Source organism: Arthrobacter sp. TJ-266, from assembly GCF_058269115.1.
The window spans coordinates 30,383-54,004 of sequence record NZ_JBZCNC010000006.1; the positions used below are offsets into that span (position 1 = coordinate 30,383).

Below are 23,622 nucleotides of genomic sequence, written 5' to 3' on the forward strand. Positions count from 1 at the left end.
GAGGTGAGCGGTGGACCACCCCGAGCGCGACGAGCGGGAGGCGCTCCACGATGCCGTCCACCTCTACGTCCTGCGGCGATCGCTCAGCACCAGGCTGGCCGGAGCGACGGCCCGACATGCTCTCGCGTCGGGGGAACTATCGCTCGAGGCGCTGCTGCGCTTCGCCCGCGCCGAGCTGGACCGCTACCTCCCGCCCAGCCACGTGCCGCGGCTCCGGAACGCTCCCGACGTCGAGGCGGCGCTCGCCGGGCTACGGGCGGACGAGCGGGAACTGCTGCTCCTGCATCACTGGGACGGGTTGGACCCCACAGCGGCGGGCCGCCTCGCGGGTGTTGACCCGGAGCGGTTCGACGACGTCGAGGCCGCCTTCGGCGCAGCGCTCGCTCCCCGAACCCCCGCCGCGGCGGACCCGGGCGCTGCGTCCGGGGAGAACTTCCCCGAGCAACGGTCGAGGATTGCTATCCAGGCGCTCCGTGCCGCCGACCCCGCACGGCATGTCCCTGACGAGTCGGTCCGGGTGAGCCGCCGGGTCACCGGCGGAGCCGACGACGCCGGGCGCAGGCACCGAGCAGCGGCGGCCCCGGTCGACTCCACCGAGCACGTCCGCTCCACCGAACAGCCCGAGCCCACCGCGCCCATCCGGCCCGAGCCTGCGCCGACTGTCCCGCCCGGTCAGCCCGGTCAGCTCAATCAGCTCGGTCAGCTGGCCGAGCCCGCCGAGCCCGTTCCGCCGGCCGAGCCCGTTCCGCCGGCCGAGCCGGTTGCGCTCGTCGAACCCCAGCCGCTCGATCCCGTTCCGTCGGTTCAGGTCACCGCAGACGCCGGGCAGGGTACGCGACGGAGCACGAAGGTGCGCGCCGTCGTCGGTGGGGCGTGCCTGGTCGCCATCACCGTGGCGCTCGCCGTAGCACTGGTCCCGCCTCCTGCCCCCGAACCCGGCGAGGAGTCCGCGCGCCTCTTCGAGCAGGCCGACGTCGTGGCGGTGGTCGACGCGCTCGATACCGAGTCCATGCTCGTGGACGACGAGGTGCGGATCCTCCAGACCGTCTCCGTGATGCAGTTCCTGAAGGGCGGGGCCGACACCGCGGACGATGTCGTGACCATCGACGTGACCGGCCGCAGCACGTCCGGCAGGCCCTACAGCCGCAACCTCTTCCCGCCGTACCAGCTCGTGTTCCTCGACCGGCGCGACGACGGCGGCCTGGCGCCCCTCGACGGCGACAGCGCGGTCCTCACGTTGGTCGACCTGAGGACGCCCGCGGCGACGACGACCGCGGGTGCTCCGGCCGCCCTGCCGGACGGCGTGCGGGACGCGATCGACGCCCTGCCCGACGAGCAGCTCCGGGTGGAGACGAGCGACTCCCCTCCCGGCGCGCTGGACCCGGACGAGATCGTCGGGATCAGGCCGGCGGAGGGGCGCGACGAGCAGAACCTGCCCGGCAATCTGCTCGGATCCTTCCGGCTCAGCCGTGACGGCGACAGCGTGTGTTCGTGGTTCGAGTTCAACGACCGCTCCGTGCTGCTCCGCTGGCCCAGCGGATTCTCGGCCTACGATCGTGAACAGACCATGTTCTACGCCGACGGGGACCCCCAGGCGGACGGCCGTGTCCTCACGATCCTCAACGAGCGCGGCTACCCCTACGTGGACGAGAACCGCACCTCACCCTTCATCCGCGGCATACCCACGGGCGAGTACGGCACGTGCGCGGGGCAGGAGCTGGAGATGTGGGAGATCGCCATCACCCCCGGCAACACCCTCCTGAACTACTGACGCCCCGGCATGGCCCGCTCGGCCTCGTCGACGTCGTCCGTCACCAGCTGCGCGCGGCGCCGTACGTTCTCCAGCCCCGAGGACGCCACGCCCCAACGTTCGCCGTCGAGCCGTGTCATCGCGGCGGCCTCCGCCGTCGTCGCCAGGGTGTTCCCCGCACGGGAAAGTGCGCGGTGCACCTGCAGGAGGGCGCCGGGGATGTCGAGCCCCGAGCTCGGCGCGATCGCCTGGGCCTCGACGCAGAGTCCCCGGACACGCGGCAGCATGGCGCCGAGCTCGTCGGCGATCCCCACGAGCTCGTTGTAGAGGGCGTCGTCGTCGATGCCCTCGAGGATCTGGTGATACCGGTCCAGGCTGCGACGGAAGCGGTCGTGTGCCCGCCGCCAGACGCCCGTGCCCAGTTCGGCGTCGTCCTTCCGTCCCTGCCGCGCAGCCGCGAAGAATGCCACCGGCGCCGTTACAGGTACTGACCGGGCCCGTGGCTGTCCGCCGGGGACGCCGGCGCGGGCCGCTGCCCCGCAGTCCGCGTGGGCTCTCCGTCCTCACCCACCACGACGCCGGGGGCGATCACCGTGCCGGGCGGCAGTTGGCGGAGCTGGAGCCGGGCGGCCAGCTGCTGGTTGGCCATCTGCTGCGCGGCGAGGGCCGCCTGGATACCGTGGAAGAGCCCCTCGAGCCAGCCCACGAGTTGCGCCTGCGCCACGCGGAGCTCGGCGTCGGTCGGGATGGAATCGTCGTCGAACGGGAGGTTGATGCGGTGCAACTCCTCGACGAGTTCGGGCGCCAGTCCGTCCTCCAGCTCCTTGACGGACCGCTCGTGGATGGCGGCGAGCCGCGTGCGTCCGGCGTCGTCGAGCGGTGCCGTGCGCACCTCCTCCAGCAGTTGCTTGAGCATGGTGCCGATCCGCATGACCTTGGCCGGTTCGTCGACCAGCTCGGAGAGGGACGTGGATCGGCCGTCCGTCTGATCGTCGGGGGCCGGGGATCCTCCGGCTGCGCTCTCCTGCGGGAGGAGGGCGGCGTCGGGCACGGACGCTTCGCCCGCGGGCGTGAGGGGACTGGCGGGCTGCTGTTCAGTCATGACGCTATGCTCCCACAACGGATCCTCGCGGGTCAGGTCAGATCCAGCCCTGCTCCCACGCTCTGGCTGCCGCCTCGTGGCGTGAGGGGGCGCCGAGTTTCGCCATCGCCGACGAGACGTAGTTGCGGACGGTCCCGGGCGCGAGGTGGAGCTCCCGCGCGATGGTCTGCAGGCTCGCACCCTGGCGTCCGTGCCGGAGGACGTCCAGCTCCCGTGCCGTCAGCGGACAGGACTCCCCGCTGAGGGCACTGGCGGCGATGTCCGGATCGACGTACCTGCGACCGGCTGCGACGTCGCGGATCACATCGGCGAGTTTCTCCGCCGGCGTGGATTTCGGTACGAAGCCGGACACCCGGCTCGCGAGCGCCCGCCGGAGCACGCCGGGACGCGCGTGCCGGGTGACGATGACCACCCGCGTGGGCACCGAGCGGAGGATCTCCTCGGCAGCGTAGATGCCGTCGGTCGGCGGCATCTCCAGGTCGAGGACACAGACGTCCGGCCGGTGCTCCCGGGCGAGGCGGACGGCATCGATCCCGTTGTCCGCGCTGGCCACCACCTCGAGGTCCGGCTCCAGGCCCAGGAGCGCCTCGAGGGCACCACGGATGAGGTGCTCGTCATCAGCGAGGACCAGGCGGATCATTCCGGACCTCCCTGGCCGCCCCGCACGGGCTCCTGTACCTGCGGGGTGTCACCGCCGCGGGCCACGGAGACCGGTTGGTCGCTGCCCGCGCCCGCCAGGTCCGGAACCGACGCCGCCAGCGTGAAATGCCCGCCCTCGCGGACCGCATGGACGGACCCTCCGACCTCCCCGAACCGATGCCTCAGGCCGTCGATGCCCGAGCCCCCGGAGCGCGCCGCGACGCCCGTCACGCCGTCGTTCCTGACTGTCAGCTCGAACCGGCCGCCGGAGCGCACGAGGGCGAACTCCGCCGACGTCGCCTCGCTGTGGCGGAGGATGTTGGTGGTCGACTCGCGGATGACGAGGCCGAAGAGCGCCCGCTCCGCCGGCGGGAGGCCCTCGGCGTCGACGGCCACGACGCAGCGGACGCCCGCGGCACCGAGCACCTCGGCGGCGTTGGCCGCCTCGGACGCGAGCGACACGGTCCGGTAGCCGTGGACGAGCGCACGCGTGTCCTCGAGGGCCGTCCGCGCCAGACGCTGGGCCTCCGCGATCTGCTCGGCGGCCGCGGCGGGATCACTGGCGAGCAGCCGCCCGGCGAGCTCCGTCTTCAGGGCGATCACCTGCAGATGGTGCCCCTGGATGTCATGCAGGTCGGCGGCGAAGCGGAGACGTTCCTTCGCCACGGCGAGCTCACCCGACGCCCGGCGGCTGTCATCCAGGCGCACCACGATGTCCCACCACCAGATGCCTGCGACGAACAGCACGGGTGTGGCGAGCGCGTAGATCACCAGCGAGGTGACGCCGCCCGATTCCCAGAACGCCCCAGCGGGTGTCCGGCCCAGGAGCGCGCCGAGGAACCCGTGGAGAACCAACGCGGCGAGCCCCGCCGCGAGAACCCGCAGCCTCAGCGCCCGGTGCACGACGACGGCGAGCGCGTTCGCCGCGAACCACAGGGGTACCGCTCCGACCCACAGCGTGTGCGCCTGCAGGAGACCGAGCAGGTACAGCGCCGCGGCGGGACCAAGGAGCCAGAGGGTGTAGACCCTCGGGGGAAGGCCCGCGCCCAGACCCGGCCGGAAGAACCAGCAGTACCGGACCAGAGCGCCGACGGCCACGAGGCACAGCACGAGGATCACGAGGTCGAGCACCTGCAGGCCGTCGTCGTCGCCGGCGATCATGAAGAGGGTCGTCGGGAACGCGAGCACGACGCTGTAGAAGACGATGGACGACACCGTGTAGCGCCAGGTCGCACGGACTCCGCGGCCGGTGTCCGTGCTCACGGTCGGGCCGCCGACCGGCAGGCCGCGAGCGCCGTCGTCCGCTGGTGTGGACCGGGACCGAGCTTTGAGGAGCGCCATGCGATTCATCGTAGGACCATGACATCTGTCACGGTCCGGGTGTGCGAAGCCGCAGAGGGGGTGATGACGCGAGGCCACTGACGCGCGCGGTCGCCGCTGGCGAAGGATGGAGGACATGAACAGGACCACCGGCCCCGAGACCCCGACCACCCGCCCCTCGCCCTCGCCTTCCGTCCCCGCGCATCACGTCCCGGCCGACACCATCGCCGTCTCCGCACAGGGCCTGCGCAGCTCCTACGGCTCCTACGAAGCCGTCAAGGGGATCGACCTCTCCATCCGCAACGGAGAGTTCTTCGCCCTGCTCGGCACCAACGGTGCGGGCAAGACCACCACCATGGAGACCCTCGAGGGGCACCGCCCCGCCACCTCGGGTTCCGTCAGCGTGCTGGGCGGCGATCCCCACCGCGACAGGGCCAGGATCCGGCCCCGACTCGGCATCATGCTGCAGGAGGCGGGCTTCGCCGACGACCTCACGGTCGCCGAGACCTGCTCGCTGTGGCTCCGGCTGTCCTCGGCCGACCCGGGCGGCCGCAGCCGTGAGCAGGTCATCGCCGAGGGACTCGACGTCCTTGACCTGGCGGAGAAGGCGGGTACCCGCGTGAAGATGCTCTCGGGCGGTCAGCGCCGACGCCTCGACCTCCTCCTGGCCACCGCGAACGACCCCGACGTGCTCTTCCTCGACGAGCCCACCACGGGCCTCGACCCGGAGTCCCGTGAGCGCACGTGGGAGCTCGTCCGCCGGCTGAACGGCGCCGGTACCACCGTGGTCCTCACCACCCACTACCTCGAGGAGGCCGAGACCTACGCGGATCGCCTCGCGATCATGCACGCCGGACGCATCGCCGTGGAGGGCACGCTCGGAGACGTGCTCCGCCGCGAACCCTCGACCATCTCCTTCGAGGTGGATGCCGACGCAGACGTCCTCGCTCTCACCGCGGCCGGCCTCGCCCCGGGCTTCACGCCCACGCCGTCCACCACGCAGGTGACCCTGACCTCACAGGACCTCCAGCGGGATCTCTGGACCGTGCTCCGCTGGGCCGACGAACACCGCGTGCGGCTCGACCGGCTCTCGGCCAGCGAGGCTTCGCTCGCCGCCGTCTTCCGTCGCGTGAGCCAGGGCGAGAGCGCCTGACCGGCGACCACCCCTCGCGCACACCCGACCCGCACACCTCGACACTCACCCCGGAGGCACCGATGACCGCTCTGCTCGACCACACCACACCGTCCCACCCCGCCACGCGCCCGCCCTCCGCGGCCGGCCGCATCCTCTCGATCGCCGCGATGGAACTGCGGATCATCTTCCGCAACAAGACCGTCCTCATGGGCGCGCTCCTCATGCCCATCGCCATGGCGGTCTACATGTTCTACGTAGGAGCCGACCAGGTGACGGACCCCTCCGGCGCCGCCGTCATGGCCGGGCTGACGCTCATGGTGGTCGCACTGCTCGGGGTGTACCTCACTGCCACCACGACGCTCGCCACTCGCCGCCAGGAACTGTTCCTGAAGCGCCTGAGGAGCGGCGAGTCCTCCGACACCGTGATCTGGCTCGGCATGCTGCTGCCGATCGTGGCCCTGGTGGCCGCGCAGCTCGCGATCATCGCCGTCGGTCTCGGCCTGGCCGGGATCGACGCCCCGGCCCAGCCCCTCATGGTCCTCGGGGCGGCCCTCGGCTTCCTCGCACTGTGCGCCACCGTGGGCATGCTGACGAGCGTCTACACGCCGTCGGCAGCCGCGGCGCAGATCACCACCCTGCCGTTCTTCGCCCTGGTCTTCGGCAGCTTCTTCTGGACGGCGTTCGACGACGGATTCGAGCGCATCTCCCGCCTCACCCCGGGCGGCGCACTGCAGAACCTGCTGATGGCCGGCTGGGGTGCCGAGCCGATGAGTTTCTCGGTGGCCGGCGCCGCCGTGGTCCTCCTGGCCTGGACGGCGATCGCCTACCAGCTCGCCGCGAAGCGCTTCCGGTGGGAGAAGCGCTGAGACGTCCCCGGACGCGGAAGGACCCGGCACCCCATCGGGTGCCGGGTCCTTCGCCGTCCGGATCGCCTAGCAGCAGCGCCCTTCGGGGTTGGCGTCCTGGCGGTCCGTCTTGTCCCTCCAGAACTCACGCTCCGTCATGGGCTTCCCGCCGGCGTGGGTCCGCACGTGGTGGTCGAGGTAGGCCTGGTAGGCGTTCTCCCCCATCACACCCCTGAACAGCCACGCGAGCTCACGCGCCCGCTCCAGCACGCTCATCAGTGACCCGACCTGACGGGTCGCTTGTCGGGATCGACGGCGGCCCAGCGAGCTTCCAGCTCCTTCTCGGCCGGCGTGGCCGTCAGGCCCGCCGGGGCGAAGATGCGCGAGGGCACGGCGGCGTCCTCCGTCTCGACACCCCCGCCGGTGCGGTACGCCTTGATGGTGGCGAGGATCGCGGTGGCGATGACGATGATGGAGAGCACCACGAACACGATGGACAGCGTCCCCTGGATGAAGGTGTTACGGACCACCGCTTCCATGGCCGCCACTGTCCTCGCCGAGCCGAAGCTCTCCTCACCGGCTGCGAGGGCATCCCGGAACGCGTTGTGCTGCGCCCAGTAGCCGATGGCCGGTGTGGGCGAGAAGATCTTCTGGAACGACGCCGTGATGGTCACCACCGACGCGAAGGCCAGTGGCAGTGCCGGGATCCACAGGAACTTGAACATGCCGCGCTTGGCGCAGATGGCCATGCAGACGGCGAGCGCGATGGCCGCCAGCAGCTGGTTCGCGATACCGAACAGCGGGAACAGGGTGTTGATGCCGCCGAGCGGATCGGTGACACCCATGATGAGGATCGCCCCCCATCCGGCCACCATGACGGCCGTACAGATCCACGCGCCGGTGCGCCAGGAGGTGTCGCGGAAGCGGGGCACGACGTTCCCGATGCTGTCTTGCAGCATGAAGCGCGCCACGCGCGTGCCGGCGTCGACCGCGGTGAGGATGAACAGCGCCTCGAACATGATGGCGAAGTGGTACCAGAAGGCCATCATGCCGGCGCCGCCGAAGACGCCCTGCATGATCTGGGCGATACCGACGGCGAGCGTCGGGGCGCCGCCCGTGCGGGAGACGATCGACTCCTCGCCGACGTTCGTGGCCATGGTGCTGAGCGCTTCCTGCGTCAGGTTGACGCCCGTGAGGCCGAGGCCGTTCACGAACGTCACCGCACCCTCGATGGTGCCGCCCGTCGCCGCTCCCGAGGAGTTCATGGCGAAGTAGATGCCGCGGTCGATCGAGAGGGCCGCGACGAGCGCCATGATCGCCACGAAGGACTCCATGAGCATGCCGCCGTAGCCGATGAAGCGCGTCTGGCGCTCCTTCTCGATCATCTTCGGGGTGGTACCGGAGGCGATCAGCGCGTGGAACCCCGAGAGGGCGCCGCAGGCGATGGTGACGAAGAGGAACGGGAACAGGGTCCCCGCGACGACGGGGCCCGCGCCGGTGCTCGCGTACTCCGTGACGGCGGGGACGCTGATCTCGGGGCGGGTGATGACGATCGCGACGGCGAGCATCACGATGGTGCCGATCTTCATGAAGGTGGAGAGGTAGTCACGCGGGGCCAGCAGCAGCCAGACGGGCAGGACGGCGGCGATGAAGCCGTAGATGATGATGCCCCAGGCGATCGTCACGCGGTCGAGCGTGAACAGCTCGGCGCCCCAGGCGGTCTCGGAGATCCAGCCGCCGCCGATGATGGCGAGGAGCAGGAGCACGAAGCCGATCAGCGACACCTCGGTGACCTTGCCGGGGCGGAGGTACCGCAGGTACACGCCCATGAAGAGGGCGATCGGGATGGTCATCGAGACGGAGAAGACGCCCCACGGGCTCTCACCGAGGGCGTTGACCACCACGAGGGCGAGGATCGCCACGATGATGATCATGATGGTGAGCGTCGCCACGAGGGCGGCGGTGCCGCCGATGACGCCGAGTTCCTCGCGTGCCATCTGGCCCAGGGAGCGGCCGCCGCGGCGCATGGAGAAGAACATGACGAGGTAGTCCTGGACGGCGCCGGCGAAGATCACGCCGATGATGATCCAGAGGGTGCCGGGCAGGTAGCCCATCTGCGCCGCGAGGACCGGACCCACGAGCGGACCCGCGCCGGCGATCGCCGCGAAGTGGTGGCCGAAGAGCACCCGGCGGTCGGTGGCGGCGTAGTCCTTGCCGTCCGCCTTGTACTCCGCGGGCGTGGCACGCCTGTCGTCCGGCTTGGTGAGGTTCCGCTCGATGAACTTGGAGTAGAACCGGTAGGCGATGAGGTAGGTGCACACTGCCGCGAACACGAACCAGATCGCGTTGACGGTCTCGCCCCGCACGATCGCGAGGATGGTCCAGGACACGCCACCGAGGAGGGCGATTCCCACCCAGAGGGCGATCTTCGCCGGAGTCCACCGGCGGTCTTCTGCTTCTGCCAGCTGCGGGTCGACGGCGACCGGCGGCAGGTCGGGATCCGTCACCAGCACGTCGGCGTGCCGGTGGGACCCGTTCTGCTTCTTACTCATGATGCTCCTCGGGTGGGAGAGTGTGATGCACACGAAGGTAGCAACCTAGTGAGGCGTACGTCACATGACAAGCCTCCCAACCCGGGGGATGCGCCGAACGCGCGCGAGGGTGCGGCGAGCGGCCGGCTCTTGTCGACCGGTGTTCGGTCGGCGGGCGCGGGTGCCGTCCCTCATGCGCCCGTCAGGCGACGGTCAGACGTGGATCAGGACGCTCAGGTGTCCGTCGTCGCGCCTGAGCCGTCGCGCGTGTCCGCGGGAGGCTCGTCGTCGTTCGCGTTCATGCCCTCGCTGATGCTCGCGTGCGTCCTGGTGCGGCCGTCGGCCGGCTCGTCGGCGTCGTCCGTGGGGCCGTTGTCGACGCCGTCGGGCACCTGGTCCCCGAGGTTCTCGGCGAAGCTGTCGGCGGCCTTGGCCAGGCCGCCCTCGTTCCCGTCGTCGTCCTGCATGCCCGTCATGGCGGCGCTCCTTCCGATCGGCTGTCCGACCAGCCTTCCACAGCCCGACAATGAGAGGAAGCCTGCTGATGACCAGCGCACGGCGACCTACGTGGTCAGCAGGACCTTGCCCACGTGCTGCCCGGAGTCGAAGTACGCATGCGCCTCCGCCGCGCTGTCGAGCGGGAAGGTGCGGTCGACGAACGGCCTCACGCGACCTGCTGACACGAGCGGCCACACGTGGTCCTGCACCGCGGCCATGATCCGCGCCTTCTCCTCCACGGGGCGCGACCTCAGCGTGGTGCCCGCGACGCTGGCGCGCTTGCCCATGAGCAGGCCGAGATCGAGCTCCGCCCTGGCACCCCGCTGCAGTCCGATGACCACGAGGCGCCCGCCGGACGCGAGGGACGCGACATTGCGTGCGAGGTACTCGGCGCCCACGACGTCCAGGATCACGTCGACCCCGCGCCCTCCGGTCGCCGTCATCACCTCGTCCACGAAGTCCTGCTGCCGGTAGTCGATGAGCGAGCCGACGCCCAGGGACCGTGCGACGTCCAGCTTCGCCGCCGACCCCGCGGTCACCAGCGGTACGGCGCCGAGGGCGAGCGCCACCTGGACGGCCATCAGCCCGATCCCGCCGGACGCCCCGTGGATCAGCACGCTGTCCCCACCGGTGAGGCCCGCCTGCAGCACCAGGTTCGACCACACCGTCGCGGCGGTCTCCGGGAGTGCGGCGGCCTCGACCAGATCGACGCCGTCCGGCGCCGGCACCACCTGACCGGCCGGCACGGCCACCCGCTCCGCGTAGCCTCCGCCGGCGAGCAGCGCGACGACGGGCTGACCGACGGCGAACTGCGACGGACCCGGATCCGCGACGTGTCCCGACACCTCGAGCCCGGGGATCTCCGACGCGCCCTCCGGCGGTGGGTAGAACCCGCGCCGCTGCTGTACGTCCGCCCTGTTCAGCCCCGCGGCCACGACGTCGATGAGGACCTCGCCCGCTCCGGGACGGGGATCGGGCACCTCCTGCGGCACCAGGACCTCAGGCCCGCCGCTCCCCTGGATGAGCACAGCTCGCACGTCGCTTCTCCCTCCGCAGCCTTCGCCGCTGATCGACCAGCACGATGTTTGGGCGCCACCGGCCTCTCGTGAAACACTAGCGGCGGAAGGTTGTCCGAGCGGCCGAAGGAGCTGGTCTTGAAAACCAGTGGGCGGTCACCCCGTCTCAAGGGTTCGAATCCCTTACCTTCCGCACATCGAGGAGGCTCCGCATCGCGGAGCCTCCTCCTTTTTTCGGCCCCGGACCCGAGCGGCGCGGCGCCGTGGGCGCCGTGGTGCCCCCGTCGTCGTGCGGTACTGTCCCGAGGAGCACCGGCCCTCCCACCGCTCGGGGCCGAGAACGGGGACACCATGACCAGGCGACACCAGCGGAACGCCGTGACCCGGCGCGCGACGGCGGCTTCGGCCTGCGCCGCCCTCGCTCTGCTCACGGGCTGCAGCCTCCTGCCCTCCCAGGGGCCCGAACGCGACGCCGACGGCGCCGTCACCGCTGAGGAGGAGACGGACGCCTTCTCCGTGAAGGTGGGCGACTGCATCGATGATCCGGGCACCTCCGACGTCACCGACATCACGGTGCTCCCCTGCGACGAACCGCACGTCTTCGAGGCGATCGCCAGAACCGAGATGCCCGACGGCGACTACCCCGGCGAGGCCGCCGCCTCCACGGCGGCCACCGAGTTCTGCAGTGCCGAGTTCCGGAGCTTCGTCGGGATGGACTTCGAATCCTCCGTGCTCGAACTGCTCTACTTCTACCCGGTCGAGGAGAGCTGGAACAGCGCCGACGACCGCGAGATCCTGTGCTTCGTCGCGGAGGAGGACGAGGCGCCGTCCACCGGCACGCTCGAGGGCGCCAACCGCTGACCGTACGCCCTTCCCACCCGTCGGCGGCTCCCGTGTTCTGGTAACCCTCCGTTCACGGGAGTCTGGTTTGCTTCTCCCGGGGATCGCACTGTCACCTGCGTCACATAAGGTGCACAGTGCCACCACGCCCTCCCATCGACGGGTCGGCGGGTACCACTCGCGGCCGCACAGTGGCCACAGTCAAGGAGAACACCACGAATGAGTAATTCGTCCTGGAAGGGAGCGCTCGGTGCGGCGCTGTCGGTAGGGCTGATCGCCTCACCGATCTTCGCACTACCCGCCACGGCGGTGGAGACCCCACCGGCCACGACGTCCGTCACGGGAGACGACGTCATCATCAACGAGGCCTACGTCACCGGCGGCACCGTGGGCACGCCGCTCCGCAACAAGTACGTGGAGCTGTACAACCCGTCCGACGCCCCGGTCAGCCTCGACGGCTGGTCGCTGCAGTACCGGTCGGCGACCGGGACCGCCGCACCGAACAGCGTCTCCGCGCTCAGTGGCACCATCCCTGCGAAGGGATACTTCCTGGTGCAGGGCGGCAGCAACGCCGCCAACGGGGCGCCCCTGCCCACCGCGGACGTCGTCGCCGGAGCCTTCAACCCGGGCGCAGGCGGAGGCGTGATCGTCCTGTCCGACCAGGCAGCGAATGTGGGAGTCCTTCCCGTCGGCAGCGCCGCGGACGCTCCCGGCGTCGTCGACCTGCTCGGTTACGGCAACGCCACGACGTTCGAGGGCGCCGCCGCAACCGCTCCGGGCGGCGGCAGCGTCCTCTCGGCAGCCCGTACGGGCTTCGCCGACACCGACGTCAACGCAGCCGACTTCACCCTCCAGGCGACCTCGCCCACGAACAGCGCGGGCGGCACGACGCCGACCCCGACCCCTCCTCCCACCCCCACGCCGCCCCCGACACCCGGGGCCGTCACGCCGATCCGGGACATCCAGGGCACGGCGGCCACCACGCCGCTGGCCGGGCAGACCGTCACCACGCGCGGCAAGGTCACCGCGGCCTACCCCACCGGCGGATTCCAGGGCTTCTACATCCAGACCCCCGGCACGTCCGCCACGGCGGGCCAGACGGCGTCCGACGCCATCTTCGTCTTCTCGGCATCGACCGTGGCGTCCGTCGCCATCGGTGACCACGTCGAGGTGACCGGGACCGCAGGGGAGTTCTTCGGTCTCACCCAGCTCACCGTCCCGGCGGGCGGAACCGTCGAGCTCACCGAGCCGGCGGAGGAGGTCAAGGCCTCCGAGATCCCGCTGCCCGCGACCGACGCCGCCCGTGAGGGTGTGGAGGGCATGCTCTTCCAGCCCGCGGACTCCTTCACCGTCTCGGACAACTACACGCTCAACCAGTACGGCGAGGTCACCCTGGCTGCCGGCACCGAACGCCTGCTCCAGCCGACCGACGTCGCGCGTCCCGGCACCGCGGAGTACGCGGCGGTCGTCGCCGACAACGCAGCACGCGGCGTCCGGCTCGACGACGGCGCCTCGACGAACTTCTTCACCGGGGCGAACCGCAACAAGGTGCTGCCCTACCTCACGCCGACGCAGCCCGTGCGGGTCGGCTACTCCGCCGACTTCGTCTCGCCGGTGGTCCTCGACTACCGCAACAGCGCCTGGAAGTTCCAGCCGCTCTCCGAGCTGAACGGCTCCGCCCCCGACGGCGTGCAGCCCGTGCAGTTCGCCGGCGAGCGCCCAGCGGCGCCGGACGAGGTGGGCGGCAGCGTGAAGCTCGCCTCCTTCAACGTGCTGAACTACTTCGCGACCACGGGCGAGGACCTGACGGGTTGCACCTACTTCACGGACCGCGCGGGCACGCCCATCACGGTCAACGGCGGGTGCGGCGCCCGCGGGGCAGCCACGCGTGAGAGCTTCGAGCGCCAGGAGGCCAAGATCGTGGCCGCCATCAACGCGCTCGATGCCGATGTCGTCACCCTCATGGAGATCGAGAACTCGGCGAAGTTCGACAAGGACCGCGACGCCGCGCTCGCCGTCCTCGTGGAGGCACTCAACGAGAAGGCCCCCGGCACCTGGGACTACGTCCGCTCCCCCGCGGCCGTTCCCGCCATCGAGGACGAGGACTTCATCCGCACGGCCCTGATCTACAAGAAGGCCGTCGCGGAGCCGGTCGGCGAATCCGTCATCCTCAACGACGACGTGGCGTTCTCGAACGCACGCAAGCCGCTGGCGCAGGCCTTCAAGCCCGTCGGAGGCACGGAGGGCGAGACCTTCGTGGCGATCGTCAACCACTTCAAGTCGAAGGGCTCCGGTCCGAGCTCGGGGCCGAACGTCGACTCCGGCGACGGCCAGGGCGCGTGGAACGCAGCCCGCGTGACCCAGGCAGAGGCGCTCGTCGCCTTCGCGGAGACGCAGAAGGAGGCGACCGGCACGGACAAGGTGTTCCTCACCGGTGACTTCAACTCGTACACGCAGGAGGACCCCATGCAGGTCCTCTACGAGGCCGGGTACGTGAACCAGGGCGTCAAGGACGAGAGCTACTCGTACGTGTTCTCGGGCCTCAGCGGCTCGCTCGACCACATCCTCGCGTCACCCTCGGCGGACGCCACGGTGACCGGGGTGGACACCTGGAACATCAACTCCGTGGAGTCGGTGGCCCTGGAATACAGCCGCTTCAACAACAACGTCACCGACTACTACGCGGCCGACCCCTACCGGGCGAGCGACCACGATCCGGTGATCGTGGGGCTCGACCTCGTGCCGGCGGACACCACCGCGGAGGTCAACCTCCTCAACATCAACGACTTCCACGGCCGCATCGACGCCAACACGGTGAAGTTCGCCGGCACGGTGGAGCAGTTGCGCGCGGAGGGCGGCGAGGGCAGGACGGCTCTGCTGTCCGCCGGTGACAACATCGGCGCCTCGCTCTTCGCCTCCTCGCTGCAGGACGACGAGCCGACGCTCGACGTCCTCAATGCCCTGGAGCTGCGCGCCTCGGCCGTGGGCAACCACGAGTTCGACAAGGGCTTCGCCGACCTCGCCGGCCGCGTGAGCGAGTCGGCGGACTTCCCCTACCTCGGAGCGAACGTCTACGAGAAGGGCACCTCGGAGCCCGCACTCGAGGAGTACTCCATCATCACGGTCGACGGCATCGACGTCGCCGTGATCGGGGTCGTCACCCAGGAGACGGCATCGCTCGTCAGCCCCGGCGGTATCGCGAACGTCGACTTCGGCGATCCCGTCGCGGCCGTCAACCGCGTCGCCGAGGAGATCGCGGACCAGGATCTCGCCGACGTCATCGTCGCCGAGTACCACGAGGGCGCCGGTGACGGCGTCGTCGAGGGTGCGACCATCGAGCAGGAGATCGCGGCCGGCGGAGCGTTCGCGCGGATCGTCACCGAGACCACTCCGTTGGTCGACGCCATCTTCACCGGGCACACGCACAAGCAGTACGCGTGGGACGCTCCCATCCCGGGAGCGGCCGGAGAGACCAGGCCGATCCTCCAGACCGGGTCCTACGGCGAGTTCATCGGGCAGATCGTCCTGACCGTGGACACCACCACGGGCGACGTCGAGTCCTACACGGCACGGAACGTCGCGCGGACCACCGTCGCCGATGCCACCCTCGTGAGCACCTACCCGCGTGTCGCGGCGGTCAAGACCATCGTCGACGCCGCACTGGCGCAGGCGGCCGTCATCGGCAACCAGCCGGTCGGCTCGGTCACCCAGGACATCACCACCGCCTTCACCGGCACCGCTCGCGACGACCGCACGAGCGAGTCCACCCTCGGCAACCTCGTGGCCGACTCGCTCCGCACGAGCCTGGCCCCGGCCGAGCGCGGCGGCGCGCAGATCGGCGTCGTCAACCCGGGAGGGCTCCGCAACGAGCTCTACTTCGCTCCGGACGGAACCATCACCTTCGCCGAGGCGAATGCGGTGCTGCCGTTCGTGAACGATCTGTGGACCACCACCCTGACCGGTGCCGAGTTCAGGACCATGCTCGAGCAGCAGTGGCAGCCGGACGGCAGCTCGCGGGCCTTCCTGGCTCTCGGCCTGTCGGACAACGTGAGCTTCACCTACGACCCCACGCTCGCCCGGGGCTCGAGGATCACGTCCGTCACCATCGACGGAGCGGCGCTCGACCCGGCGAAGGACTACCGGATCGGTACGTTCAGCTTCCTGGCCCAGGGCGGCGACAACTTCACGGTCTTCCGTGAAGGTGCCGACACCCGTGAGTCGGGCCTGGTGGACCGTGACGCGTGGATCGACTACATCCGCGCCAACAGCCCGCTCTCGCCGTCGTTCGATCGACGCGGCGTGCAGGTCCAGGGCGCCCCGAGCACCGTGAAGGCGGGTACGGCTGTCTCCTTCACCGTGTCCAAGCTCGATCTCACCTCGCTCGGCAGCCCGGCCAACAGCACGCTCGCCGCGAGCTTCGTCGCAGCGGACGGGACGGCAACCCCGCTCGGGACGTTCCCCGTGACGGCCGGAGCGGTGACGGTCGACGTCACACTTCCGGCTGCCGCGACGGGATCGGGCTCGCTCGTCCTGGTCGCCCAGCCGACCATGACCACAATCACACTCCCCGTAACCGTCGAGGCGCCGGTCGTCTTCCCCGACATCCAGGGCAACGAGCACGAGGACGCCATCAAGTGGCTCGCCGACCAGGGGCTCGCCAAGGGCTTCCCTGACGGTACCTACAGGCCGCTCAGCTCGATCAACCGCGACGCCATGGCGGCCTTCCTGTACAGGCTGGCAGGCGAACCCGAATGGACGGCACCATCCGTGTCACCCTTCTCCGACATCACGCCGGCGACGGAGTTCTACAAGGAAATCACCTGGCTCGCCGAGAACGGGATCACGACCGGCTTCGCGGACGGCACTTTCCGTCCGGTCGAACCGGTCAATCGCGACGCGATGGCTGCCTTCATGAACCGATTCGCCGGTGATTACTGCTCGGTGAGCGACGCCTCGGAGTACACCGCACCAGCGGCTGCACCCTTCGCCGACGTGCCGGTCCAGCTGCAGTTCGCTCGCGAGATCGCCTGGATGAAGGAGTCCGGCATCAGCCGGGGTTGGCCGGACGGCACCTACCGCCCTGTGACACCTGTGGCGCGCGACGCCATGGCGGCCTTCATCCAGCGTCTGGACGCCTACCAGGAGTCCAACGGCGGGTGCAATCCCTGAGTGAGGAGCACCCCGTGAGTCAGGGGTAATCCGCGAGGGACGAAGGGCTGGACCGGAGACGGTCCAGCCCTTCGTCATTGCGCGTGCTCCCCGCCACCCACGTGCCGCGTTCGCCCCTCGACGAGTTCAGCCACGTCAGCCGGGCGCCGCCTGGCTCGACCGGGCTCGACCCTCAGCGGAGCGGACGCGTACCGAGAGGAGCGTCGTCGTCGGGAGCATCACGTCGGGCCGACAGCCAGATGGCGTCGGCGATCCGATCGGCGTCGAGCAGGGTGCGTCCGCCGGCTTCCAGATCCGCGCCCGACTCGGCCGCGATCGCCGTACCCCACTGCACCGAGGAGAGCTGGAGGCCGATCACGAAGAGGGACTCGAGCGCGTGTCCGGAACCGTCGATCGCGCGATAGGGCGGTGGAGTCACGTCCAGACCTGCCGAGACTTCCGGGGCTCCTCCCTCGGACACCGTCATCCTCGGGCGCACGAGACCCCGCTCCACGAGCGATGCGAGGAGAGGGGATCGTGTGGTCGCGACGCGGTTGGCCGGCATCATCGCCTCGACGAGGTACTGGGCTGTGAAGGAATCATCCTTCACCCAGGGGGACGATGCCCGGAACAGCGCGTCGTCGGCATCGAAGCCGAAGGTGGGGTTCGGCCCGACGAAGCGCACCACTCCCGCCCGTACCAGGGCCGCCAGCTGGGCGATCCGCAGCGGAGGGGGGCCACTGGCCAGACCCTCGACGAGCGGCTCGAACCATCCGCGCAGCTCGGAGTTCCACGACGCGTCGGAGATGCCGCCGTCCGACACGACCTGCTTGACCACGGACCGGCCCGCATTCAGCGCCCCGATAGCCATCTTCAGCGGGTCCTCCTCCCCGCGGGCCGAGCCTGCGGCGTCCGCCTCGAGGTAGCCCAGCACGGCCGAGGTGAAGTCCTCTCCGTTAGCGAAATGCCTCCCGGCAAAAGGCTGCGCCAGGGCCTCGACGTCGAGGCGATGCGCGTCGGGCACGTGGCGGCCGACGACGTCGGACACCTCGTCCTCCCAGGCGATGGACCGCTCCGACAGAGCGGCATCGAGTTCCGCGAGGAAACGGTCGGGTGCCCCGATGGGCATCTCGTCTTCCCTGGCACCTGCGCTGTCGCTTCGGCACAGCGTCGAGTAGTACGCCCAGAGAACGTCGCGATGCAGCAGCGGCCACAGGTCGTGGTCGAAGCCGAGTTGGATGCCGCTCCTGCGGAGACCGAGGACGGCCGCAGGCGTGCAGAACCGGAGCCGCACGCTGCGTGGGACATAGGTATCGATGTCAGCCTTGGCGCGGTACGGGACCCCGCGACGCGACGCCGCGACGAGCCGCGGCTCCTTCCCCGACGGGCTGTACTCGAGCCGCCCGTCCTCACGCTGCGTGAACGCACCGCCGCGCCCCTCCGTGAGCTGGATCATCGCGTCGAAGAAGTTGAGCCCGAGACCCCGGATCAGCACGGTCTTGCCGGCCGGCACCCGGCGCCAGTCGACGTCGGCGGGTACCGCCGGCGGCCAGTACTGCAGTCCGTGCCGCGCCGCGGCGTCCTGCAGTCTTCCCTGCTCCGGCGTGAGTGCCGCGGGGAGGTGCCCCAGCGCCAGCACGACGTCGTCGACCTCGAGGCCGCTGCCGTCGTCGAGACTGATCCGCCACCGGCGGGAACCGAGCGCGTAGAGGTCGACGGCCTCGTGCCGATGGTGCACCACGCGGGTGCCCACGGGCGCCGTCCGCACTGCCTCCGCGAAGACCCACGCGAGGTAGCGCCCGTACAGCGCCCTGCTCGGGAAACCGCTCGAGGTGAGGCGTGCACACTCCTCGAGGTCGTCGTCGGGCGCACTGATGAGGCCGTTCACCACGCGTAGGCGCCACTCGTCGAACGCGACGCCGACGGGCGAGGGTGCCACCCGCTGCCCGGCTCTGCCGACCGGAACCACCGTGGGGTAGAGGCAGGGCGTGTTCATGAGGAAGAGGCGCGACTGCCCGGTGCGCCAGACGTGACCGGGGCCGGGTTCGTACGGGTCGATCACGTGGATCGTCAGGGGCGGCGCCGCGTCCCCGAGCTCGAGGGCCCGGGCGATCAGGCGTTCCACCACGGAGGTGCCGCGGGGTCCTGCGCCGATGATGGCCACGCGCTGCGGCTCCTGGGTTCCCACGGACCAAGAGTATCCAACGCCTGTCGGCGTTCCCTCACCTGGGCGGCTCACCGCTCGAGGCCGGCCGGTGACCCGCCGCCCGTACCCGGACGCCTGCATAGGATGGGCGCATGACGGACACGACGGACACCCCGACGACGACGGACGACCCCTTCCTGTGGCTCGAGGACATCTACGGGGACAGGCAGCTCGACTGGGTGCGCCGGGAGAACGCGCTGACGGAGAACGTGCTGGTGACGCCCGAGTTCGAGGCCGGTGAGCAGCGCATCCTCGACGTGCTGGACTCCACGGACCGCATTCCCATGGTGGGCAAGCACGGGAACCACTACTACAACTTCTGGCGCGACGCCGAGCACCGGCAGGGCGTCTGGCGCCGCACCTCCTGGGACAGCTACCGCTCCGACGATCCCGACTGGGAACTGCTGCTCGACCTCGACGCCCTGAGCGCCGAGGAGCACACGGAGTGGGTCTGGGCCGGCGCGCTCTTCCTCCGGCCGGCCGAGGGTGCACCCCACGAACGCGTCCTCGTGGTCCTCTCTCCGGACGGCGGCGATGCGCACCGGTATCGCGAGTTCGACCTCGGGACACTCGCGTTCGTGGAGGGCGGGTTCGACCTCCCGACGGCGAAGAGCCGCGTCAGTTGGGCCGGACGGGACACCCTCTTCGTGGCGACCGACGTGGGGCCGGGGTCCATGACCTCGAGCTCGTACCCGCGCACCGTGCGGACGCTCCACAGGGGCGGGAACCTGACCGACGCCGAGCAGTGCTTCGAGGTCGACGAGAACCACATGGTGGCGCTGGTGATGCACGATCCGACGCCCGGGTTCGAGCGGGACATCGCCGTCGACACGATCGATTTCTACACGCGCCGCACCTACGTGCGGCGGGACGACGACTGGCGCCTCATCGAGGTGCCCGAGGACGCGAGCGTGTCCCTGCACCGTGAATGGCTCGTGATCCGCCCGCGGACGGACTGGACGGTCGGCGGCTCGACCCACGTGGCCGGCTCCCTGCTCGTGGTCCGGTTCGAGGAGTTCCTCATCGGTGGGTCGCCGCTCGTGGCGGTGTTCACCCCCGACGAGGCGACCTCGCTGCAGTCCTGGAGCTGGACCCGCGACTTCCTCCTGCTGAACCTGCTCCACGACGTCTCCTCGGAGATCCGCATCCTCGACCCGGCCCGCGACTGGCACGCCGCGACGCTCGACGCCTGCCCGCCCCTCCACTCGGTCGACGCCTACGCGGTGGACGACGAGAACGAGGTGGACGGCAACGACTACTGGCTCGTCGCCACGGGGTTCCTGACGCCCTCCACCCTCTACCGCGGCACGATCGGCGGGACGCACGGCACCGTGAAGTCCTCGCCGTCGTTCTTCGACGAGTCCCGCTTCAGCGTGGAGCAGCACTTCGCCGTCTCCCTGGACGGCACGCGTGTGCCCTACTTCCAGGTCGCGTCCACCGAACTCACGCTCGACGGCGGCAACCCCACGCTGCTCTCCGGTTACGGCGGCTTCGAACACGCGATGACACCCGCCTACAGCGGCGTGATCGGGCGGGGCTGGCTGGAACGCAGCACCGACGACGAACGGCACGGCGTATACGTGCTCGCGAACATCCGAGGGGGCGGTGAGTACGGCCCGCGCTGGCATCACGCCGCGCTCCACGCGAACCGGCATCGCGCGTACGAGGACTTCGCGGCCATCGCCGAGGACCTCGTACGGCGGGGCGTCACCTCACCGGCGTTGCTCGGCTGCACCGGGCGCAGCAACGGAGGCCTGCTGGTGGGCAACATGCTGACCACCTACCCCCACCTCTTCGGGGCGATCTCCTGCGGGGTGCCCCTGCTCGACATGCGGCGCTACACGAAGCTCTCCGCCGGGTTCTCGTGGATCGCGGAGTACGGCGACCCGGACAGGCCGGAGGAATGGGAGTACGTGCGGACGTTCTCGCCGTACCACCTCCTGCGGGACGGCGTCACCTATCCGAGAACCCTCATCTGGACGGCCACCAGTGACGACCGCGTGGGTCCGGTCCAGGCCCGCAAGATGGCCGCGCTGATGAAGGAGCGGGGGATCGACGACGTCTGGTTCCACGAGGCGCTCGAGGGCGGCCACGCGGGGGCAGCCGACAACCGCCAGGCTGCCCGGATGCATGCGATGAGCTTCGAGTTCCTGTGGCGTGCGCTCACCGGATCCCTGTGATCGACGGCGGCGCGAAGCACCGATCGTGGCGCCTCGCAGGGCCTCACAGCGTTTTGCTCTTGCCGTCATTCACCGGGTAGCCTTGCACAGCTAGCGATAGCCGATGGAGACGTGCCAGAGCGGCCGAATGGGCTTCACTGCTAATGAAGTGTGGGCCTAAAGCCTACCGGGGGTTCAAATCCCCCCGTCTCCGCATCGAGGGGCCCCAGGAATGGGGCCCCTTTTCGTTGCCGTTCGCCCCAGACGAAGGACCTTCTCCCCCGAGCGCCCCCTCGCGGAGGTCAGGCCTTCAACGCGAGGGCGAACGGCAGCACTCCGGAGGCCCCCGCCACCCGCAGCGCGCGCCCGGCCTCGGTGATGGTCCAGCGGCTGTCGGCGAAGTCGTCCACGAGCAGCACCGGCCCGGGATTGGCCGCGAACCAGGCCGCTCCCTCCTCCGGGACACCGAAGTGGTCCCACACCTGGGCGAGGCGGAACGCGCTGTTGCCGCCGGGCTGACCCTGCGGGTAGCCGTTCGGCGTGGTCAGTCGGCCGAGATAGGGGATGCGCCCGACGTCGGCGAGCGCCTGCGCGAGGGACGTGATCAGTTCCGGGCGTCGACGCGAGGGCACACTCACCACGGCCACCGGGCGCTCGTCCCAGCCCCACTGCGCCAGTACGCGCACCACCGCTTCGATGGCGGCGGGATCCAGCGGAGCATCGGGCGTGGCGTCGGACATCAGCTCCCGCAATCTGTTGCCCCATCCGAGGTCCGTCAGACGTGCGAGCGCGCGCCCGGGAAGGCTCACCTCGCCGGGCTTCAGCTTCCCCTTGAGCGCCACTCCGAGCTTGTCCATGCCCGACGGCCACTGGCCACGCGGCTCGAGCTCGACGCCGACGCGGCTCAGGGCCTGGTTGGCGGAGTCCGAGGCCTCGTGGGCCACGTCGTCGGAGTACCAGGGCCCGGCGCAGTTGTCACAGCGTCCGCAGGGCGTCGCCGCAGGATCGTCCAGGGAGCGGGAGAGGAATTCCATGCGGCAGGAGGTCGTGTTCTCGTAGTCGAGCATGGACTTCTGCTCGACTACCCGCGCCTCGCTGATGCGGCGGTAGCGATCGGCGTCGTAGGTCCAGGGCGTACCGGTGCTCTCCCAGCCGCCCGTCACCTTGCGGACCGCACCGTCGACGTCGAGCACCTTCAGCAGCAACTCGAGGGGCGACCGCTTGAGGTTCACGCGTGTCTCCAACGCGGGCGTCGAGAGGACCACTCCCGGCTCCAGGGCCTCGAGCACGCGGAGCGCGGCGTCCTCGGAGGGCATGGAGGCGGTGGCGAAGTACTCCCAGATGTCGCGATCCTCGGCGCCGGGCAGCAGCAGCACGTCCGCATTCGGCGTCCCGCGGCCCGCGCGGCCCACCTGCTGGTAGTACGCGACCGGCGAGGACGGTGCGCCGAGGTGCACCACGAAGCCGAGATCGGGCTTGTCGAAGCCCATGCCGAGGGCGCTCGTGGCGACGAGCGCCTTCACCTCGTTGTTCTTCAGCGCCGTCTCCGCCGCCTCGCGATCCGCCGGATCAGTGCGTCCGGTGTAGGCCCGGACCGCGTGCCCGTTCTCCCGCAGCAGCCGCGCGGTATCCTCGGCGGCGGAGACGGTCAGGGCGTAGATGATGCCGCTCCCCGGCAGATCCGTGAGGTGCGTGAGCAGCCAGGCGAGGCGCGACCGCGGACTCGGCAGCCGGAGGACGCCGAGCCGCAGCGACTTCCGCGCCAGCTCCCCGCGCAGGGTGAAGACGTCCGTGCCGCCCGCCCCGAGCTGCTCCTCGACGTCCTTCACCACGCGTGAGTTGGCGGTCGCCGTGGTCGCCAGGACCGGGACGCCCTGGGGCAGGCCCATGATCAGTTCCCGGAGGCGCCGGTAGTCGGGGCGGAAGTCGTGTCCCCAGTCCGAGATGCAGTGCGCCTCGTCGATGACGAGCAGGCCGGTGCGCCGCATGAGCTCCGGGAGGTACAGCTCCCGGAAGGACGGGTTGTTCAGGCGTTCCGGCGAGACGAGCAGCACGTCCACCTCGTCGGCCTGGAGCTTCGCGATGATGTCCTGCCACTCGGTCTGGTTGGCCGAGTTGATGGCTTCCGCCCGGACGCCCGCGCGCGCGGCTGCCGCCACCTGGTCCCGCATGAGGGCCAGCAGCGGCGAGACGATCAGGGTGGGCCCGGCGCCGCGAGCCCTGAGCAGGAGGCTCGCGACGAAGTACACCGCGGACTTACCCCACCCGGTGCGCTGCACGACGAGCGCCCGCCGGCCACCCTCGACGAGGGCCTCGATGGCTTCGAACTGACCGTCGTGGAACCGGGCGTCCTTCGACCCCACCAGCGTGTGGAGGATCTCGGCGGCCTGCTCGTTGAGTGTGGTGGTGGGTGACATGCCTCCAGTCTCCCAG

General features: G+C 70.3%; 16 protein-coding genes and 2 tRNA genes. 8 read left to right on the forward strand and 10 right to left on the reverse strand.

Annotated elements, in window-relative coordinates:
- The first annotated feature begins 10 nt into the window (after positions 1-10).
- On the forward strand, positions 11-1,771 hold the full coding sequence (locus tag AC4D12_RS15485; protein WP_490950851.1) for a hypothetical protein: 1,761 nt from the start codon (positions 11-13) through the stop codon (positions 1,769-1,771).
- Here the strand turns inward: AC4D12_RS15485 and AC4D12_RS15490 are convergent.
- From AC4D12_RS15490 to AC4D12_RS15505, 4 genes are read right to left on the reverse strand one after another with little or no spacing between them, the layout of a single operon-like run.
- Positions 1,765-2,220, reverse strand: a complete 456-nt coding sequence (locus AC4D12_RS15490) for a hypothetical protein (RefSeq protein WP_490950852.1) — start codon at positions 2,218-2,220, stop codon at positions 1,765-1,767. The genes AC4D12_RS15485 and AC4D12_RS15490 overlap by 7 nt on opposite strands.
- Before the next feature lie 8 nt (positions 2,221-2,228).
- Entirely contained in the window at positions 2,229-2,852 is a 624-nt protein-coding gene (locus AC4D12_RS15495) for a bacterial proteasome activator family protein (protein WP_490950853.1), read from the reverse strand.
- A gap of 37 nt (positions 2,853-2,889) precedes the next feature.
- Positions 2,890-3,492, reverse strand: coding sequence for a response regulator transcription factor (locus AC4D12_RS15500; RefSeq protein WP_490950854.1), 603 nt, complete (start codon positions 3,490-3,492; stop codon positions 2,890-2,892).
- Complete coding sequence (locus AC4D12_RS15505) at positions 3,489-4,832, reverse strand: sensor histidine kinase (protein ID WP_490950855.1); 1,344 nt, start codon at positions 4,830-4,832, stop codon at positions 3,489-3,491. The genes AC4D12_RS15500 and AC4D12_RS15505 overlap by 4 nt, the downstream gene beginning before the upstream one ends.
- A 115-nt stretch (positions 4,833-4,947) precedes the next feature.
- Between AC4D12_RS15505 and AC4D12_RS15510 the strand changes: the two genes are divergently transcribed.
- Together AC4D12_RS15510 and AC4D12_RS15515 are read left to right on the forward strand one after the other, a co-directional pair.
- Positions 4,948-5,964 (forward strand): ABC transporter ATP-binding protein, encoded by a 1,017-nt coding sequence (locus AC4D12_RS15510; RefSeq protein WP_490950856.1) that lies wholly within the window; start codon positions 4,948-4,950, stop codon positions 5,962-5,964.
- A gap of 62 nt (positions 5,965-6,026) precedes the next feature.
- Positions 6,027-6,812 carry an ABC transporter permease gene (locus AC4D12_RS15515; protein ID WP_490950857.1) on the forward strand — a complete coding sequence of 262 codons (786 nt, stop codon included), beginning with the start codon at positions 6,027-6,029 and terminating at the stop codon, positions 6,810-6,812.
- Between the two features lie 66 nt (positions 6,813-6,878).
- On the opposite strand, the gene AC4D12_RS15520 is transcribed toward AC4D12_RS15515, so the two are convergent.
- The 4 genes from AC4D12_RS15520 to AC4D12_RS15535 all read right to left on the reverse strand — a co-directional run bounded on the left by AC4D12_RS15520 (position 6,879) and on the right by AC4D12_RS15535 (position 10,857).
- Positions 6,879-7,067, reverse strand: coding sequence for a YbdD/YjiX family protein (locus AC4D12_RS15520; RefSeq protein WP_490950858.1), 189 nt, complete (start codon positions 7,065-7,067; stop codon positions 6,879-6,881).
- Positions 7,067-9,343, reverse strand: a complete 2,277-nt coding sequence (locus AC4D12_RS15525; protein WP_490950859.1) for a carbon starvation CstA family protein — start codon at positions 9,341-9,343, stop codon at positions 7,067-7,069. The genes AC4D12_RS15520 and AC4D12_RS15525 overlap by 1 nt, the downstream gene beginning before the upstream one ends.
- A gap of 212 nt (positions 9,344-9,555) precedes the next feature.
- Entirely contained in the window at positions 9,556-9,798 is a 243-nt protein-coding gene (locus AC4D12_RS15530; RefSeq protein WP_490950860.1) for a hypothetical protein, read from the reverse strand.
- A gap of 87 nt (positions 9,799-9,885) precedes the next feature.
- Positions 9,886-10,857, reverse strand: coding sequence for an NAD(P)H-quinone oxidoreductase (locus AC4D12_RS15535; RefSeq protein WP_490950861.1), 972 nt, complete (start codon positions 10,855-10,857; stop codon positions 9,886-9,888).
- 84 nt (positions 10,858-10,941) lie between these two features.
- On the opposite strand from AC4D12_RS15535, the gene AC4D12_RS15540 reads away from it, so the two are divergent.
- The 3 genes from AC4D12_RS15540 to AC4D12_RS15550 all read left to right on the forward strand — a co-directional run bounded on the left by AC4D12_RS15540 (position 10,942) and on the right by AC4D12_RS15550 (position 16,845).
- Positions 10,942-11,029: transfer RNA gene (locus AC4D12_RS15540), tRNA-Ser, on the forward strand.
- Positions 11,030-11,187: 158 nt separating this feature from the next.
- Positions 11,188-11,697: a septum formation family protein gene (locus tag AC4D12_RS15545; RefSeq protein ID WP_490950862.1), complete on the forward strand. Its 510-nt coding sequence runs from the start codon at positions 11,188-11,190 to the stop codon at positions 11,695-11,697.
- 198 nt (positions 11,698-11,895) lie between these two features.
- The gene (locus AC4D12_RS15550) at positions 11,896-16,845 is read left to right on the forward strand and encodes an ExeM/NucH family extracellular endonuclease (RefSeq protein ID WP_490950863.1); all 4,950 of its coding nucleotides are present in this window, start codon (positions 11,896-11,898) and stop codon (positions 16,843-16,845) included.
- Between the two features lie 172 nt (positions 16,846-17,017).
- Here the strand turns inward: AC4D12_RS15550 and AC4D12_RS15555 are convergent, their stop codons facing one another.
- Positions 17,018-19,012: an FAD/NAD(P)-binding protein gene (locus tag AC4D12_RS15555; RefSeq protein ID WP_490950864.1), complete on the reverse strand. Its 1,995-nt coding sequence runs from the start codon at positions 19,010-19,012 to the stop codon at positions 17,018-17,020.
- Between the two features lie 110 nt (positions 19,013-19,122).
- On the opposite strand from AC4D12_RS15555, the gene AC4D12_RS15560 reads away from it, so the two are divergent.
- A complete protein-coding gene (locus AC4D12_RS15560) occupies positions 19,123-21,210 on the forward strand; it encodes a prolyl oligopeptidase family serine peptidase (protein ID WP_490950865.1) in 2,088 nt (695 codons plus the stop codon).
- A gap of 105 nt (positions 21,211-21,315) precedes the next feature.
- Positions 21,316-21,403 (forward strand) — tRNA-Ser (locus AC4D12_RS15565).
- 88 nt (positions 21,404-21,491) lie between these two features.
- On the opposite strand, the gene AC4D12_RS15570 is transcribed toward AC4D12_RS15565, so the two are convergent.
- The gene (locus AC4D12_RS15570; protein ID WP_490950866.1) at positions 21,492-23,606 is read right to left on the reverse strand and encodes a RecQ family ATP-dependent DNA helicase; all 2,115 of its coding nucleotides are present in this window, start codon (positions 23,604-23,606) and stop codon (positions 21,492-21,494) included.
- Positions 23,607-23,622: the final 16 nt, after the last annotated feature.